General features: G+C 71.7%; 13 protein-coding genes. All 13 read left to right on the top strand.

Annotated elements, in window-relative coordinates; genetic code table 11:
• Positions 1–4: 4 nt before the first annotated feature.
• The 13 genes from ABZ876_RS23320 (at position 5) to ABZ876_RS23260 (ending at position 14931) form a co-directional block, all read left to right on the top strand.
• Positions 5–1165: an FAD-binding oxidoreductase gene (locus tag ABZ876_RS23320; RefSeq protein ID WP_361784351.1), complete on the top strand. Its 1161-nt coding sequence runs from the start codon at positions 5–7 to the stop codon at positions 1163–1165.
• Between the two features lie 303 nt (positions 1166–1468).
• A complete protein-coding gene (locus ABZ876_RS23315; RefSeq protein WP_361784348.1) occupies positions 1469–1672 on the top strand; it encodes an acyl carrier protein in 204 nt (67 codons plus the stop codon).
• Positions 1673–1735: 63 nt separating this feature from the next.
• Positions 1736–3592 carry an FAD/NAD(P)-binding protein gene (locus ABZ876_RS23310; RefSeq protein ID WP_361784345.1) on the top strand — a complete coding sequence of 619 codons (1857 nt, stop codon included), beginning with the start codon at positions 1736–1738 and terminating at the stop codon, positions 3590–3592.
• A gap of 131 nt (positions 3593–3723) precedes the next feature.
• Positions 3724–4923 (top strand): acyl-CoA dehydrogenase family protein, encoded by a 1200-nt coding sequence (locus ABZ876_RS23305; RefSeq protein WP_361784342.1) that lies wholly within the window; start codon positions 3724–3726, stop codon positions 4921–4923.
• Positions 4924–5061: 138 nt separating this feature from the next.
• On the top strand, positions 5062–6189 hold the full coding sequence (locus ABZ876_RS23300; RefSeq protein WP_361784339.1) for a saccharopine dehydrogenase: 1128 nt from the start codon (positions 5062–5064) through the stop codon (positions 6187–6189).
• Positions 6179–7366: a saccharopine dehydrogenase family protein gene (locus ABZ876_RS23295; RefSeq protein ID WP_361784336.1), complete on the top strand. Its 1188-nt coding sequence runs from the start codon at positions 6179–6181 to the stop codon at positions 7364–7366. The genes ABZ876_RS23300 and ABZ876_RS23295 overlap by 11 nt, the downstream gene beginning before the upstream one ends.
• A 159-nt stretch (positions 7367–7525) precedes the next feature.
• Positions 7526–8845, top strand: a complete 1320-nt coding sequence (locus ABZ876_RS23290) for a SidA/IucD/PvdA family monooxygenase (protein WP_361784333.1) — start codon at positions 7526–7528, stop codon at positions 8843–8845.
• Positions 8842–9900: an FAD-dependent oxidoreductase gene (locus ABZ876_RS23285; RefSeq protein WP_361784331.1), complete on the top strand. Its 1059-nt coding sequence runs from the start codon at positions 8842–8844 to the stop codon at positions 9898–9900. The genes ABZ876_RS23290 and ABZ876_RS23285 overlap by 4 nt, the downstream gene beginning before the upstream one ends.
• Before the next feature lie 102 nt (positions 9901–10002).
• On the top strand, positions 10003–12036 hold the full coding sequence (locus tag ABZ876_RS23280; protein ID WP_361784328.1) for a class I tRNA ligase family protein: 2034 nt from the start codon (positions 10003–10005) through the stop codon (positions 12034–12036).
• Positions 12033–13556 carry an AMP-binding protein gene (locus tag ABZ876_RS23275; protein ID WP_361784325.1) on the top strand — a complete coding sequence of 508 codons (1524 nt, stop codon included), beginning with the start codon at positions 12033–12035 and terminating at the stop codon, positions 13554–13556. The genes ABZ876_RS23280 and ABZ876_RS23275 overlap by 4 nt, the downstream gene beginning before the upstream one ends.
• The gene (locus ABZ876_RS23270) at positions 13546–13824 is read left to right on the top strand and encodes an acyl carrier protein (protein WP_361784322.1); all 279 of its coding nucleotides are present in this window, start codon (positions 13546–13548) and stop codon (positions 13822–13824) included. Before ABZ876_RS23275 ends, ABZ876_RS23270 begins: the two co-directional genes overlap by 11 nt.
• Before the next feature lie 3 nt (positions 13825–13827).
• The gene (locus ABZ876_RS23265; RefSeq protein ID WP_361784319.1) at positions 13828–14418 is read left to right on the top strand and encodes a GNAT family N-acetyltransferase; all 591 of its coding nucleotides are present in this window, start codon (positions 13828–13830) and stop codon (positions 14416–14418) included.
• A gap of 18 nt (positions 14419–14436) precedes the next feature.
• Entirely contained in the window at positions 14437–14931 is a 495-nt protein-coding gene (locus tag ABZ876_RS23260) for a beta-carotene isomerase domain-containing protein (protein ID WP_361784316.1), read from the top strand.
• Positions 14932–14933: the final 2 nt, after the last annotated feature.

Below are 14933 nucleotides of genomic sequence, written 5' to 3'. Positions count from 1 at the left end.
AGACATGTCAACGTCCACCAATCCGTTGGCCCACCTGTTCGAGGGGGCGGACGACGTCGTCGCGGAGATCGAGCGGCGCGGCACGGCCGGCGCGGACCATCCGGCCGACGCCCGGGAGGAGATCACGCCGTATCACCCGAAGGTCCTGGATCTGACGGTGGCGGAGGTCGTCGAGGAGACCGTGACGACGAAGACCTTCCGGGTGCGGCGCACCGACGGACGCCCGCTGCCGCCGTTCCTGGCCGGCCAGTACATCAGCCTCCAGGTACGGGTCGGCGACGTCCTGACGAGCCGTGCGTTCTCCATCTCCTCCAGTCCCGCGGTGCTCGACCACTACGACCTGACCGTGCGCCGGCTGCGGGGAGGACGGGTGAGCAACCATCTGATCGACACCGTCAAGGCCGGCGACCGGCTCACCAGTGGCGGGCCGATCGGCACCTTCTACCACGACCCGCTGTTCCACGGCGACGACGTCGTCTTCCTCGCCGGCGGCTCCGGGGTCGCGCCGGCCATGAGCATGATCCGGGACATCGTCGACCACGGCCTGTCCCGTCGTATGACACTCGTCTACGGCTCCCGGCGCGCGGACGACATCATCTTCCACGACGAACTGGACGCCGCCGCACGGGAACACCCTGACATCACCGTCCACCACGTCATCTCCGACCCCGGTCCCGACTGGACGGGGGAGGTCGGGCCGCTCGACGCCGCATTGATCTCCCGGCTGGCCGGCCCGCTGGCCGGGCGGATGACGTATCTGTGCGGGCCACCCGGCAAGTACGCGTATCTCGTACGGCAGTTGGAGTCGCTCGGGCACCCACGCCGCCGGATCCGCCTGGAGGCCAACAGCGTCGCCCTGCCACCACCGGCCGACCCCCGCTGGCCGGCGGAGCTCGACCCGGCGGAGCAGGTCACCGTCACCGTGCGGGGCCGGGGAAGCGTCAGGGTGCCGCGCGGACGGCCGCTGCTCGACGCGCTGGAGGACAACGGCCTGCGCCCGGAGGCCTCGTGCCGCTCGGGGGAGTGTGCCCTGTGCCGCGTACGGGTGTGCTCCGGAAAGGTGTTCCACGCCGAGGAGGCGCGACTGCGCGCCTCCGACCGCCAGTTCGGCTTCGCCCACTGCTGCGTCGCCTATCCGCTCACCGACCTGGAAATCGACTTCTAGCACCCCGCCGTCCTTTTCCGGGCGGCCGCAGACTGTCCGAAAAAATGCTCCACGGCTCTTCATGTTCCGGCTGGAATGTGGTTTGCTGGCATTGCACACCGACCGGCCGGTCTGGCTGGAGGGGTGGAAATTCTTCCCCCTCGTCCTGTGTGCTTCACGAGCTCTTACGGAGCTTCCCGGAGTACATCTCCCTTTGCGCCCGGCGAAATACCGAGGCGTTCCCCGTGGTGTCCACATCCTCGACAGGAGGTTTGCAGAATGTCCTCTGACCTGCGGAAAGTAATGATCGACACGCTCCGGGACATGCACTTCGACACGGAGTCGGTGACCGACGAAACCCCACTGGGTGACGGCGGTCTCGAATTGGAGTCGCTGTCGATAGCGGAACTCGTCATGCAGCTCGACAATCACGGCGTCGAATTCTCCGACGAGGAGATGGAAAAGCTGCCGGCGATGACCTTCGGCGAATTCGCCGAAGAAGCCGCGCGGCGCGCCGCGGCGAAGTAGGAAAAGTCCTCACCGTACCGTGCCCGGCGCTCGTTTCGCTCGGGCGGACCGAAGGAAGGAGATGTGACCTTGCCGCAGCCGACCAGGGCGATCTGCGTCGTGGGCGCCGGTCCGCGAGGCCTCGCGGTCCTTGAGCGGTTATGTGCCAACCACACCGGCGAGCGCCGGCTGTCGGTCCATGTGGTCGACCCCTGCCCGCCCGGGCCGGGGCACACGTGGCGCACTCGGCAGTCCCATCACCTGCTGATGAACACGGTGACCTCGCAGGTCAGCCAGTTCACCGACGACAGCGTGCACTGCGCCGGGCCCGTACGGCCCGGCCCCAGCCTGTACGACTGGCTTCAGCGGGCCGAGTCCGGAACCGGCAAGGGCTGGGCGGGGGCGGAGCAGCTCGGGCCCGACGACTACCCCTCCCGCGCACAGTACGGCCGCTATCTGGAATGGGTGTTCTCCCACCTCGTGGAGACCGCACCCGACACCCTCCGCATCGTCGTCCACCCGGCCACGGCCGTCGCCCTGGACGAGGATGCGACCGGCCAGTGCCTCACCCTGGACGACGGCACCCGCATCACGGGCCTGGACGCCGTCGTGCTGTCCCTCGGGCACGGCCCCAACGAGCCGGCGGCCGAGGAGCGGCGGCTCGCGGCCTTCGCCGCACGCCAGGGGCTGCGCTACCTGCCCGCGGCCAACCCCGCTGACCTCGACCTGGACGGCATCGCCTCCGGCGAGCCGGTCGGCCTGCGCGGCCTCGGACTGGCGTTCTTCGACGTCCTCTCCCTGCTCACCGAGGGCCGGGGCGGGAAGTTCGTCCAGACCCCCGACGGGCTGCAATACCTCCCCTCCGGCCAGGAACCCGCGCTCTACGCGGGATCCCGCCGCGGAGTGCCCTACCAGGCGCGCGGGGAGAACCAGAAAGGGCCGACAGGCAGACACGAACCGCTGTTCCTCACCCTGGACGCGGTCCGCCGGATCCGCGCCACCCCCGAAGCGACCTTCCGCCAGGACGTATGGCCGCTGCTGGACGCGGAGGTGCGCACGGTCTACCACCGGGCGCTCGTGGCCCAGCGCACCGACCGGAGCACAGCCGACCGGTTCCTGGCCGAGTACCTGGCGTCCCCCGCGCCCGGGCGGACCGCCGTGCTGCGCCGTCACGGGGTGACCGCGGCCGACGAGTGGGACTGGGCGCGCGTCGAACGCCCTTACGGCCGACGCGAGTTCGCGGACCGGGCCGACTTCAACCGGTGGCTGCTCGACTACCTGCGCGAGGACGCCGGGCACGCCCGCGGCGGCAACGTGGACAACCCGCTCAAGGCGGCCCTGGACGTCCTGCGCGACCTGCGCAACGAGGTCCGCCTGGCCATCGACCACGCCGGGATCACCGGCTCCTCCTACCGGGACGACGTGGTGGGCTGGTTCACGCCGCTCAACGCCTATCTGTCCATCGGCCCGCCCCTGTCCCGTGTCGAGGAGATGATCGCGCTCGTCGACTGCGGCGTCCTCCAGGCCGTCGGCCCTCGCACCCGGGTGCGGCCGGACCCCCGCGGAGAAGGCTTCCTCATCGGATCCGACGCCATACCCGGCTCGGAGGTGCGCGCCACCACGCTGATCGAGGCGCGCATCCCCGACGTGGACCTGCACCGCAGCGGCAACCCGCTGCTGCGGCACCTGCTGAAGACCGGACAGTGCCGCCCGTATCGCATTCCGGATTCCGGCGGCGCCTACGAGACCGGCGGACTCGACGTCACCCCGCGCCCCTACCGGGTGGTGGGCGCCTCGGGCGTGCCTCATCCGCGCCGGTTCGCCTATGGAGTGCCCACCGAGTTCGTGCACTGGGCGACGGCCGCGGGGATCCGCCCCGGGGTCGGCTCGGTGATCCTCGAGGACGCCGACGCCATAGCCCGGGCGGCGCTGGCTTCCTGACGGACGACACCGGCCCGGCCGGCCCGCGCCACCCCGGCCCGGACCCGTCGCCCGGCCCGACGCCCGATCCGGTCATCCGAACCGGCCGGGCCGCCCCGCGGCCCTGGTCCTCACCCGCACGGAGTTCCCCAGTGGACATCACCACGAGCTTCGACCCCGAAGCTCTCGCGCTTCCCTTCTACGACGACGAACACCGCCGCTTCGCCGAGGAGATCGGTGTCTGGTGCGACGGCCACGGCCCGCTCTGGGAGGCCGTGCGCCGGATGGATCCGGACGAGGCCGGGCGGCGCCTGGTGGGCCTCCTCGGGGAGGACGGCTGGCTCGCCGCGCTCGACCCCCAGACCGCGCCCCACCGGCTGCCCGGTGACCTGCGCGCCCTGTGCCTGGGCCGGGAAGCACTCGCCTACGCCGAGGACCTCGCCGACTTCGCGTACTCCATCCAGTCCCTGTCCGCCACCCCGATCATCCGGTTCGGCGACGCCGAGCAGCACAAGCGCTACCTGCCCGGTATGGCCGACGGCTCGATCGTCGGCGCCTTCGCCGTCTCCGAGAAGCAGGCCGGTTCGGACCTCGCGGCGGTGCGGCTCAGCGCCCGGCGCACCGAGGACGGCGGCTACGTCCTCAACGGCAGCAAGGCGTGGATCGCCCAGGCCACCATCGCCGACCTGTTCGTCGTCATCGCCCGCACCGGGGAGGGACCGGGACCCCTCGGCCTCACGGCCTTCGTGGTGCCCGCCGAGACCCCCGGCGTGCGGGTGAGCGAACGGCTCGAGGCCATCGCGCCCCGCTCCTTCGGGCATCTGTCCTTCGAGGACTGCCAGGTGCCCGCCGAGGCCGTGCTCGGCCGGCCCGGCCGGGGCTTCGTCGTCGCCGTCGACATGCTGGAGCGGTTCCGCATGACCGTCGGCGCCGCAGCCGTGGGCTTCGCCCGCCGGGCCGCCGACGCCGCGCTGGCCCACACCAGGAACCGGGACGCCTACGGCGGCACGCTCTTCGACCTCCAGACGGTGAAGGGCTCACTCGCGGACATGGAGGTCCGGATCAACGCCGCCGCACTGCTGGTCGCGCGCGCCGCATGGGACTGCGACCGGGGCGGCCGCGGCTTCGCCCGCCACTCCCATATCGCCAAGGTCCATGCCACGGAGGCGGCGCAGCACGTCGTCGACGCGGCCGTGCAGCTCTTCGGCGCGGCCGGAGTGGTCAAGGGCGGCGTGCCCGAACGCCTTTACCGGCAGATCCGTTCGCTGCGCATCTACGAGGGCGCCACCGACGTGCTGCGCCAGGCCATCGCCGACGCCCTGGACGTACGGCGTGCCGCCCTCGCCGGATGACGGCCCGCCACCCCGGCCGCCCGCCGGGCCCCGCCCACCCGCAAGGAGCACGAGCTTGACCACCCCGACCCGTACAGCGGTCCACCCGGCCCGCGTCCGCCGGGCCGGGGCACGTTACCCCTTCGAGGAGCAGCACTGATGTCGGACCTGCCCCGCCTGTGGCTGCGGCACGAGAGCCGCCCCACCGAACGCCGAGCGCCGCTCGTGCCGCGCGACGCCGCGCGCCTGGTGAGCCAGGGCGTCCAGATCACCGTCGAGGAGTCGCCTCAGCGCGTCTTCCCGCTCGCCGACTACGTCCGCGCGGGCTGCGCCACCGCACCGGCCGGCAGCTGGACCGGGGCCCCCGGGGACCATCACGTCCTGGGCCTGAAGGAGTTGCCCGCGCTGCCGGGCCCGCTGCGCCACCGGCACGTGTACTTCGGTCACGCCTACAAGGGCCAGCAGGGCGCCCGGGAGCTGCTCGGCCGGTTCACGGCGGGCGGCGGCGCGCTGCTCGACCTGGAGTACCTCACGGACGACCACGGGCGGCGCCTCGCGGCCTTCGGCTACTGGGCCGGCTACCTGGGCGCGGCGCTGGCGGTCCTGCACCGACGCGGCACCCTTCAGGCGCCGCTGCGCTCCCTGGGCCGGGCGGAACTGGACGCCCTGCTGCGGGCCGGCCGTGGCGGCGGGACGGCCCTGGTCATCGGGGCCCTGGGCCGCAGCGGCCGGGGAGCGTGCGACGCGCTGACGACCGCCGGGATCACGCCGGTCCGCTGGGACCTGGCGGAGACCCGCACCCTGGACCGGGACGCCCTGCTCGGTCACGACATCCTGGTCAACACCGTGCTGGTGACCCGCCCGGTGCGGCCGTTCCTCACGCCGGCCGATCTCGACGCGTCCGGGCGGCGCCTCTCCGTGGTCGTCGACGTCACCTGCGACGTGGGCTCCGAGTGCAACGTCCTGCCCGTCTACGACACCGTGACCGACTGGGCGCAGCCGGTCCGGCGGCTGCGCGGCGGTGACCGTCCGCTGGACCTCATCGCCATCGACAACCTGCCCTCCCTGCTGCCGGCCGAGGCCAGTTCGTCGTTCTCCGCCGAACTGTGGCCCCATCTGCCGGGCCTGGGCGCGGACACCTCGCCCTGGTCCCGCTGCCTGGGCGCCTTCGGTGAGGCCGCGGCGCGGGAAGCGGCCGGTTCCGGTGCGCAGCGAGCCGAAGCCCTCCGCGCCGCGACCTCCGACACGGCCGGTGCCGGCCGAGGGGAGGGCGTCCGTGTCCGGTGACCCGATCGTGCCCGCAAGCGGTGTCGTCCACTGGATCGGGACGGGGCTGTCCACCGGCCGCAGCGGCCTGGAACTGCTGTGCGAACGTGCCCGGCGACTCAAGCTGTGGGACCGTACCGCCGAGCGCGCCGAACGCCGGCTCGCGGCCCTCGGACTCGCCGGACGGGCCGAGGCCCGCGCCCTGCGACCGGGTGACCTGGAGGCGGAGATACGCCCCGGTGACGTGGTCGTCTCCATGCTGCCCGCGACCGAACACCCGGCCCTGCTCCGGCTGGCCACCGCCCGGCGGGCCCACTTCGCCTGCACCAGCTACACCTCCGAGGCGCTCACCGAACAGGCGGCCGCCGCGGCCCGCGCCGGCCTCGTCGTCCTGACCGAGGCCGGGCTCGACCCGGGCATCGACCATGTGCTGAGTCACCTGCTGGTCGAGCGGGCCCGCGAGGAGGTCGGCGACCGTGCGGCGTCCGTGACCTTCACCTCGTACTGCGGTGGCATCCCCGCCGAACCCAACGACTTCCGCTACCGCTTCAGCTGGGCTCCCTACGGCGTCCTGGCCGCGCTCCGCACGCCCGCGCAGCACATCGACGGCGGCAGGCGGCGCACGGTCCGCCACCCCTGGCAGGCCACCCGCACTCTGGTCCTGGACGGGGAGCCGTTCGAGGTCTACCCGAACCGGGACAGCCTGCCGTTCGTCGCCCAGTACCGCATCCCGGACGGCTGGCATCTGCACACGTTCGTCCGGGGCACCCTGCGCAGCGCCGGCTGGCGCACGGCCTGGACCGAGGTGTTCGACACCGTCCTGACCGACGACGAGACCCGGATCCGGTCACTGGCCAAGGAGCTGGCCGACCGGTACCCGACCACGGAGGCCGACCGGGACCGGGTGGTCCTCTCCGTCGAGCTGACCGTCCAGGAAACGGACGGCGGCCTCCGGTGGCGCGGATCCCATCTGCTGGACCTCACAGGCGACGAGACCGAGAGCGCGATGGCCCGCTGTGTGTCGCTGCCGCTCGCCCACGGCGTGACCCGCATCCTCGACGAGGCCCTGCCGAGGGGCCTGAACCGCGCCGCCGAGGACCCCGAGGAGGCCGCCCGCTGGGTGCGCTTCCTCGACGCCCACGGAGTGCCCACGACATTCACCCAGACCCCGCCCGCCCGCCCGGGAGTCGCTCCATGACCCCCGCGCCCCGCCCGCACACACCCCTCGGCACCGCGTCGCCGAGCCGCCGCCGAGCGGTGGCGGCCGCTCGGCACGCGTCCGGCAGCCCGCCGGGCACCGCACGAGAACCGCTTCACACCATCGAGCGCGGCGACCCGCCCGAAGGAGAGATCCCACATGGCTCATGAGCCCACTCGCTCCGGCCCGACGCACTACCGATGCCTGGGAGTCGGCGTAGGCCCGGCCAACCTGAGTCTCGCGTCACTGCTGTACGGCCGGCCGGACGTCCCCAATCTGTTCCTGGAGCGAAAGGAGTCCTTCAGCTGGCACGACGGTCAGCAGATGCCCGGAAACACCTTGCAGGTCTCCCTGTTCAAGGACCTGGTGACGCTGGCCGACCCCCGCAACCGCTTCTCGTTCCTGGCCTACCTGCACGACAACGGCCGCCTGTACCACTTCCTCAACGCCCAGTTCGACGCCGTGCCACGGGCCGAGTTCCGCAACTACCTGGCCTGGGCCAGCCGTTGCAACAAGAACATCGCCTTCGGCGAGACCGTGCGAGAGGTCACCTTCGACGAGGTGTTCACGGTCCGCACGGACCGCCGTACCGTCACCGCGGACAACGTGGTCGTCGGTGTGGGCAGCCAGCCCTGGGTCCCGGCGCAGTTCCAAGGTGCCCTCGGCCCCACGCAGTTCCACGTCAGCGAGTACCTCCACCACGCCAGGAACCTGAGCGGCAAGCGCGTAGTGGTCATCGGCGGCGGACAGTCCGGGGCCGAGGCATTCCTCGACATGATCTCCCAGCCGGGCAAGGCCCTGCCGCGCCGGGTCTCGTGGATCTCCAGGCGCGGCAACTACTTCCCGATCGATGACTCGCCCTTCACCAACGACTACTACATGCCGTCGCACGCCGAGTACTTCTTCAGTCTCGACCGCGACGCCCGGCAGGCGTTCAACGAGCGGCACATCCTCACCAGCGACGGCATCTCCGAGAGCACGCTGCGCGACATCTACCAGCGCGCCTACGTGCACCGGTTCGTCGAGGGCAACGTCGACCTGGTGGGCCTGTACCCCAACCGAGACGTGACCGACGTGTCCACCGGCCTGTACGGCGGATGGCAGGTGACCGCGCGGCACAACGACGACCGCGAGGCCGTGGAACTGTTCGAGGCGGACGTCGTGATCTGGGCGACCGGCTTCCGGCCCACCCGGATGGACTTCCTCGACCCGGTCGCCGACCGGCTGGAGCGGGACGGCGACGAACTGCGCATCGACGAGGACTACGCCGTTCTGTGGGACGGGCCGGACGACCGCCGGATCTTCGTGCAGAACGCGGCGCGCGGCCAGCGCGGCCTCGCCGACCCCAACCTCAGCCTGAACGCCTGGCGCAGCCAGCGGATCGCCGACCGGCTGGGCAAGGTGTCGAGCAACGAGCAACTGCCGTCGTTCATCGAGTGGTCGACCAAGATGGGGGCCCGGGCGGGGAGGGACACATGAGCCCGACGCACAACACCCGGATCGCCGTGATCGGCGCCGGCGTGATCGGATGCATGATCGCGCGCGAGATCCTGGCCGCGGACCCGGGCGCGGAGGTGACCGTGCTGGACCGCGACCTGGTGTCGTCCGGCGCGACCCGGCGCTCCGCGGGTCTGCACTTCCCCCGAGGAGCCACCCCGGCGGTCCGGGCCTTGGCGGCCGAGAGCCAGCGCTACTACGCCCAACTCGCCGCGGACCGGCCCGGACTGCCCATCCACCCGCTCGGGATGACCGTGGTCGCGCCCGAATCGGCCGGGCGGCGCCTCGAAGAGGTGTACCTGCCCGAGTCGAACCTGCGGCGCGTGGACGAGGTGCCGTCGGGCGGCGTCACCCTGCCGGAGGGCACGGCGGCCTGGGCCGGGGACGGCTGCCAGTTCGCGGACGTGCCCGCCCTCACCCAGGCCCTCGCCGCCGGGCTGCGCCCGCGCGTGGAGTTCCGTGAAGGGGTGACGGTGACCGGCGTCGAGCCGGACGCGGAGGGAGTCCGGCTCACGCTGGGCACCGGCGACGTGCTCACCGCACGACAGGCGGTGCTGGCCCCCGGGCCGTGGCTGGCGCAGCCCGCCTGGCGCGACCTGGTGGCACCGCTCGGGGCGCGCGTGAAGAAGATCGTGGCGCTGCACATCGAGGACGTCCCGTCCGACGGTGACGGCGCGATCCTCTTCCACGACGAGGACGCCTTCCTGCTGCCCTACCGGGCGCGCGGACACTGGCTGTTCAGCTACACCTGCACCGAGTGGGACGTCGACCCCGACACCGTCGATCCCGGTCTGACGCCCGCCAACCGGGCGGAGGCCGTGGAGATCCTGGCCCGCTACGCGCCCCGGCTGGCCGACCGTTGCCGCTCGGGACGGGTCTTCTGTGACGCCTACAACCCGGGCGACGGACCACTGGTGCGCACGCTCACCGACGACGGGCGCCTGCTCTTCGCGGGTGCCGCCGGCGGCTCGGGCTACCGCCTGGCACCGGCCATCGCCGCCGAGACCGTCCGCCTGCTGTCCAAGCACGCCGCCTGACCGACGCGACCCCGGCACCCTTCCCGGTTCCCGAACAGCCTTCCCGGGCGTCTTCCGAAGGCCTTGCCGAGCCGTCGGAACGCCCTCCCGAAAGGATCCGACATGATCTTCAGTCGCTACGACACGCGTGCCCTCCACGACGCGTTCGGCATCCGCATGAGCAGCATCGAGGGGCTGGGCGTGGGGGCCGGCTGGGGGCGGGTCGCCCCGGGGCAGGCCTCCACCGGCCATCAGCACGACGAGACCGAGTTCTTCGTCATCGTCGCGGGCCAAGGCGAGTTCGTCGTGGACGGCCGCAGGCACCCCGCCGAGCCGGGCACGCTGGCCCTCTTCGAGCCCTTCGAGACCCACGTCCTGGAGAACACGGGCGACACCGACCTGATCTTCGTCACCCAGTACTGGCGCGATGCGGGGCGCGCCCTGAAGTCCGCCGACAACGCGGAGCGCCGGGCCTTCGGCGACCGCCCGGTGTTCGTCTTCTCCACGCCGCCCACACCCAACGGCGACCTCCACCTCGGCCATCTGTCCGGTCCCTACCTCGGCGCCGACGCGTTCGTCCGCTTCCAGCGCATGAACGGCACCGAGGCCTGGCACCTCACCGGCAGCGACGACTACCAGAGCTATGTGGTGGGCGCCGCCCGCCAGGAGGGCCGCGAGCCCGCAGAGACCGCCGCGCACTACAGCGCCGAGATCGCCCGCACCCTCGACCTGATGGACATCAGGCCCGACCAGTACACCGTCACCGACGCGGAGCCCGGCTACCGCGACGGCCTGCGCGACTTCTTCTCCCGCGTGGTCGCCTCCGGCTGGGCCACCGTCACCGAGAAGGACGCGCTCTTCGACGCCGAGAGCGGGCAGTACCTCTACGAGGTGGACGTCAAGGGCGGCTGCCCCGGCTGTGGCTCGGGCACCAGCGGCAACATCTGCGAGGAGTGCGGCGAGCCCAACACCGTGGTGGACCTGGCCGAACCCCGCTCCGCGGGCTCCGCCGCCGAGCCGCGGCGCGCCCCGCTGGCCCGCTACTCGCTTCCGCTGCACCTGTTCCGCGACGAGGTCGCCGCCCACCACCGCCTCGGCCGCGTCCCGGCCCGGCTGCGCGAGCTCAGCGACCGGCTCTTCGCCCGTCCCGCCATGGACATCCCCCTCACGCACCCGTCCTCGTGGGGCGTCCCGCCCGCGGAGACGGACGTCGACGGTCAGGTGATCTGGGTCTGGCCCGAGATGTCCTACGGCTTCCTGCACGGCATCCAGTCCCTGGGCCTGAGGCTGGGGCGCGACTGGAAGGCCGCCGAACCCCGCCAGGACTGGAAGATCGTCCACTTCTTCGGCTACGACAACAGCTTCTACCACTCCGTGCTCTACCCGGTGCTCTACCGGCTGGCCCACCCCGACTGGGAGCCGGACATCGACTACCACGTCAACGAGTTCTACCTGCTGGAGGGCGGCAAGTTCTCGACGAGCCGGCGCCACGCCATCTGGGGCAAGGAGATCCTGACCCCCGACTCCGTCGACGCCGTGCGCTACTTCCTCTCCCGCTCCCGGCCCGAGGGAGAGCGCACCAACTTCCGCCGCGCGGACTACGCCAGCACGCTCGACCAGACCCTGATCGGCACCTGGCAGCGCTGGCTGCACGACCTGGGCGCGCGGGTCGCCAAGCACTACGACGGCAAGGTGCCCGACGCCGGCAACTGGACGCCGGAGCACTCCGCTTTCCTCGCCCGCCTCGGCACCCGCCTCGCGGCCGTCGGCGGAAGCCTGCGCGCGGACGGCTTCTCGCTGAACCAGGCAGCGGCCGAGCTCGACGGACTGGTCGAGGACACGGTCCGGTTCTCCCGCCACGAGGTGCTCACCGCGCAGAGCGCCGGCTGGCAGGACGAGGCCCGCACCGCCGTCGCGCTGGAACTGGCCGCGGCCCGGCTGCTCGCTCACGTCGCCGTGCCCGTGATGCCCCGCTTCGCCGGCCGGCTCGCCGCCGCGCTGGGCCTGCCGGAGCCCACCAACTGGCCCCGGACGGTGGAACTGGTCGCGCCGGGCAGTGAGATACGGCTCACCGAGACCGTCTTCTTCCAGCCGGCCGAAACATCCGGCACGGGCCCGCGACCGGCCGAGGTCGCCCCGGGGGAGGGGGACCGATGACCCAGGACACGCTCGGCCGCATCGTCGCCGCCGAGCCGGGGGACGGGCACATCCGTGTCGCGAGCCTGCTGGGCACCCAGACCCTCACACTGCGCGAGCTGTACCGGCGCTCCGGCCGGGTCGCCCGGTGGCTGATGGGGCAGGGGGTCGGCCCCGGCGACCGGATCGGCATCCTCGCGGCCAACGGTCTGGAATGGGTTCTGCTGGACCTGGCGGCGCTGCGCCTCAAGGCCGAGACCGCCGGTTTCGAGCCGGGCAAGTTCGCGCCGACCGGCGATCTGATCCGGCGTTACGGCATCCGGCTGCTGTTCACCGACCGGCCCGCCGAGGCGCCCGGCGCGATCCCCATCGGCGAGGTGGCCGAGGTGGCGCAGCGAGTGGACCTGGACGGGGCGCCGCTGCCGCCGGTGACCTGGGATCCGAAGGACGTCACCACCATCAAGTTCACCTCCGGCAGCACCGGCGAGCCCAAGGGCCTCGGCGCCACCGCGGGCAGCATCGACAGCTCGCTGCGGGCGGTGCAGCAGATCTTCGAACACGTCCCGGGTGACGACCTGTTCGTGTTCCTGCCGCTCTCCCTGCTCCAGCAGCGCTACTGGATCTACTCGGCGCTCCTGCACGGCCACGACGTCACGGTCAGCACCTACGAGGCCGCGTTCGCGGCGCTGCGCCGGGTGCGGCCCACCGTGGTGATGGGCGTCCCGGCCTTCTACGAGACCGCCAAGCGGCAGATCCAGGCCAGGATGCGCCGGGCGGGCAAGGGAGGAACCGTGGGGCAGGCGGCGCGGGCCGTCTTCGGCGACCGCATCCGCTATCTGTGGACCGGGTCGGCGCCCGCGGCCCCGAGCATGCTCCGTTTCTTCACCGAGGCGGGACTGCCCATCTACGAGGGCTACGGGCTCAACGAGACCTGCATCGTCACCAAGAACCACCCCAAGGCCCACCGCGACGGCAGTGTCGGCCGGGTACTTCCGGGCAAGGAGGTGCTGATCGGGGAGGACGGCGTCGTCAGCGTCCGCAGCGAGCACCCGGTCAACGACCACTACGCCTACTGCCGGCCGGGCGACTCCGAACGGGTGTTCGTCCCCGACGGCACCGTTCGCACCGGCGACCTGGGCTATGTCGACGAGGACGGATTCCTGTTCATCCGGGGCCGGGCCGACGACGTGATCGTCCTGGACAACGGCAAGAAGGTGATCGTCCGGCCGATCGAGGAGGACATGAAAGCCGATCCGGCCATCGCCGAGTGCGTACTGTTCTGTCCGGGACAGACCGAGCTGGTTGCCGTGGTGTCCCCGGCCACCGAACCCGCCGACGAGAAGGCGATCGCCGCCCGGCTCGCCGTCACCAACGCAGCGCGCGCCGCCGACGAGCGGATCGGCCGCGCCATCGTCGCGGATCCTGCGTTCTCCATCGACAACGGCCTGCTCACCTCGCAGTACAAGCCGAAGCGAGGACGCATCCTCGACGTCTACCACGACGCCGTCCACGACCCCGAGGAGGGAATCCATGCTGTCTGAATCCACCCTGTCCGAGCTGGAGACCGCGGCCCGCGAGCAGCTGGCCGCCGTGCTGACCCACGACATCGCGCCGACGGCGCTCGATCTGGACGCCGACATGGCCGGTTCCTATGCCCTGACGTCCTTGAACAAGGTCCTTTTCCTGACGGAGCTGTGCGAGGCTACGAGGGTCGACCTCGCCCATTTCACCGAGGACGACCTCGACCGGATGCGAACCCTGCGTGACGTCGTAGATGCACTGGCCCGACACTCGACCGAGGGATCCTGACACATGACCTGGGCACAGAAGGCGGCAGCCGTCCTGGAGAACGAGCAGGTACGACTCCACCCGGTGACGGAAGCCGACCGCGAGGGTGTCCGGGCGGTCGCCATGGACCCCGACATCTGGCGCTACTTCGTCTCGGCCGTGGAGAACGAGGCCGACTTCAAGGTCTTCTTCGACACCTGCCTGGCAGACCAGGCGGCCGGGCGCAGGGTCGTGTTCGTCGTCACGGACAAGTCCTCCGGCCGGATCGCCGGCAGCATGTGCTACGGCAATCTCGCCGAGGCGGACGCCCGGCTGGAGATCGGCTGGTCCTGGCTGGGCCGCGACTTCCGCGGCAAGGGCGTCAACCGCCCGGTGAAGTACCTGCTCCTGGAGCACGCCTTCGAGCGACTGGGGGCGGAGCGGGTCGAGTTCAAGACGGACGTCCTCAACGAGCAGGCGCGACGAGGGCTGCGCAACATCGGCGCCACGGAGGAGGGTGTCCTGAGGAGCTTCAACTACATGCCCGGCGGACGCCGCCGTGACGCCGTCTTCTACAGCGTTCTGCGCGCCGAATGGCCTCGGGTGAAGGAACAGCTGTCGACCGGCGGGGCATGAGGAAGGGGGTGCCGGCACATGTTCGACGGCCTGTTGCTCCGTAGGTTCCTTCGTGCCCACGCGCACCGGATCGGCTACCGCTCGCCCGCCACGGGCTACGCCGCGCTCGTGGACGAGACCGAGTACGAGTACGCCCACCTGTCGGGTGCGGAGCTGGTCAGGGCGGTGCACGGCTCGTACACCGACTGGATGGGCGGACGCCGGGTGGTCGGGGTGATGGGCCGTCTCGGGCGCCTGGCACCCCGTGCGGCGGCCCGGACACTCACCCTGGCGACGCCCCATCTGTTCCGGTGGCTCGTCGGCCCGATAAAGCGCACGGGCCGAACCGAGCTGGTGGTGGAGCGGTGCAGGTTCCTCACCAGCACCTCGCCGGAGATCTGTCTGCGCATCTGCAAGGGCCCCACGGAGACCTTCTTCACCGACTCCCTGGGTATCCCCACGACGCTCACCCCCGACTTCCAACGGTCCACGTGTGACGTCTCCTTCACCCCGCCACCGCGTCGGCCCCGTTGATC

The organism is Streptomyces sp. NPDC046931 (genome assembly GCF_040644655.1).
Lineage (GTDB): Bacteria > Actinomycetota > Actinomycetes > Streptomycetales > Streptomycetaceae > Streptomyces.
The sequence above is the reverse complement of the archived record's forward strand: the minus strand, read 5'-3'. Positions and strand labels throughout refer to the sequence as shown.

What these genes read in the sequence shown, in the direction of transcription:
- ABZ876_RS23320 (WP_361784351.1), top strand. Translation starts at nt 5, where the DNA reads ATGTCAACGTCCACCAATCCGTTGGCCCACCTGTTCGAGGGGGCGGAC.
- ABZ876_RS23315 (WP_361784348.1), top strand. Translation starts at nt 1,469, where the DNA reads ATGCACTTCGACACGGAGTCGGTGACCGACGAAACCCCACTGGGTGAC.
- ABZ876_RS23300 (WP_361784339.1), top strand. Translation starts at nt 5,062, where the DNA reads ATGTCGGACCTGCCCCGCCTGTGGCTGCGGCACGAGAGCCGCCCCACC.
- ABZ876_RS23290 (WP_361784333.1), top strand. Translation starts at nt 7,526, where the DNA reads ATGGCTCATGAGCCCACTCGCTCCGGCCCGACGCACTACCGATGCCTG.
- ABZ876_RS23285 (WP_361784331.1), top strand. Translation starts at nt 8,842, where the DNA reads ATGAGCCCGACGCACAACACCCGGATCGCCGTGATCGGCGCCGGCGTG.
- ABZ876_RS23280 (WP_361784328.1), top strand. Translation starts at nt 10,003, where the DNA reads ATGATCTTCAGTCGCTACGACACGCGTGCCCTCCACGACGCGTTCGGC.
- ABZ876_RS23275 (WP_361784325.1), top strand. Translation starts at nt 12,033, where the DNA reads ATGACCCAGGACACGCTCGGCCGCATCGTCGCCGCCGAGCCGGGGGAC.
- ABZ876_RS23270 (WP_361784322.1), top strand. Translation starts at nt 13,546, where the DNA reads ATGCTGTCTGAATCCACCCTGTCCGAGCTGGAGACCGCGGCCCGCGAG.
- ABZ876_RS23265 (WP_361784319.1), top strand. Translation starts at nt 13,828, where the DNA reads ATGACCTGGGCACAGAAGGCGGCAGCCGTCCTGGAGAACGAGCAGGTA.
- ABZ876_RS23260 (WP_361784316.1), top strand. Translation starts at nt 14,437, where the DNA reads ATGTTCGACGGCCTGTTGCTCCGTAGGTTCCTTCGTGCCCACGCGCAC.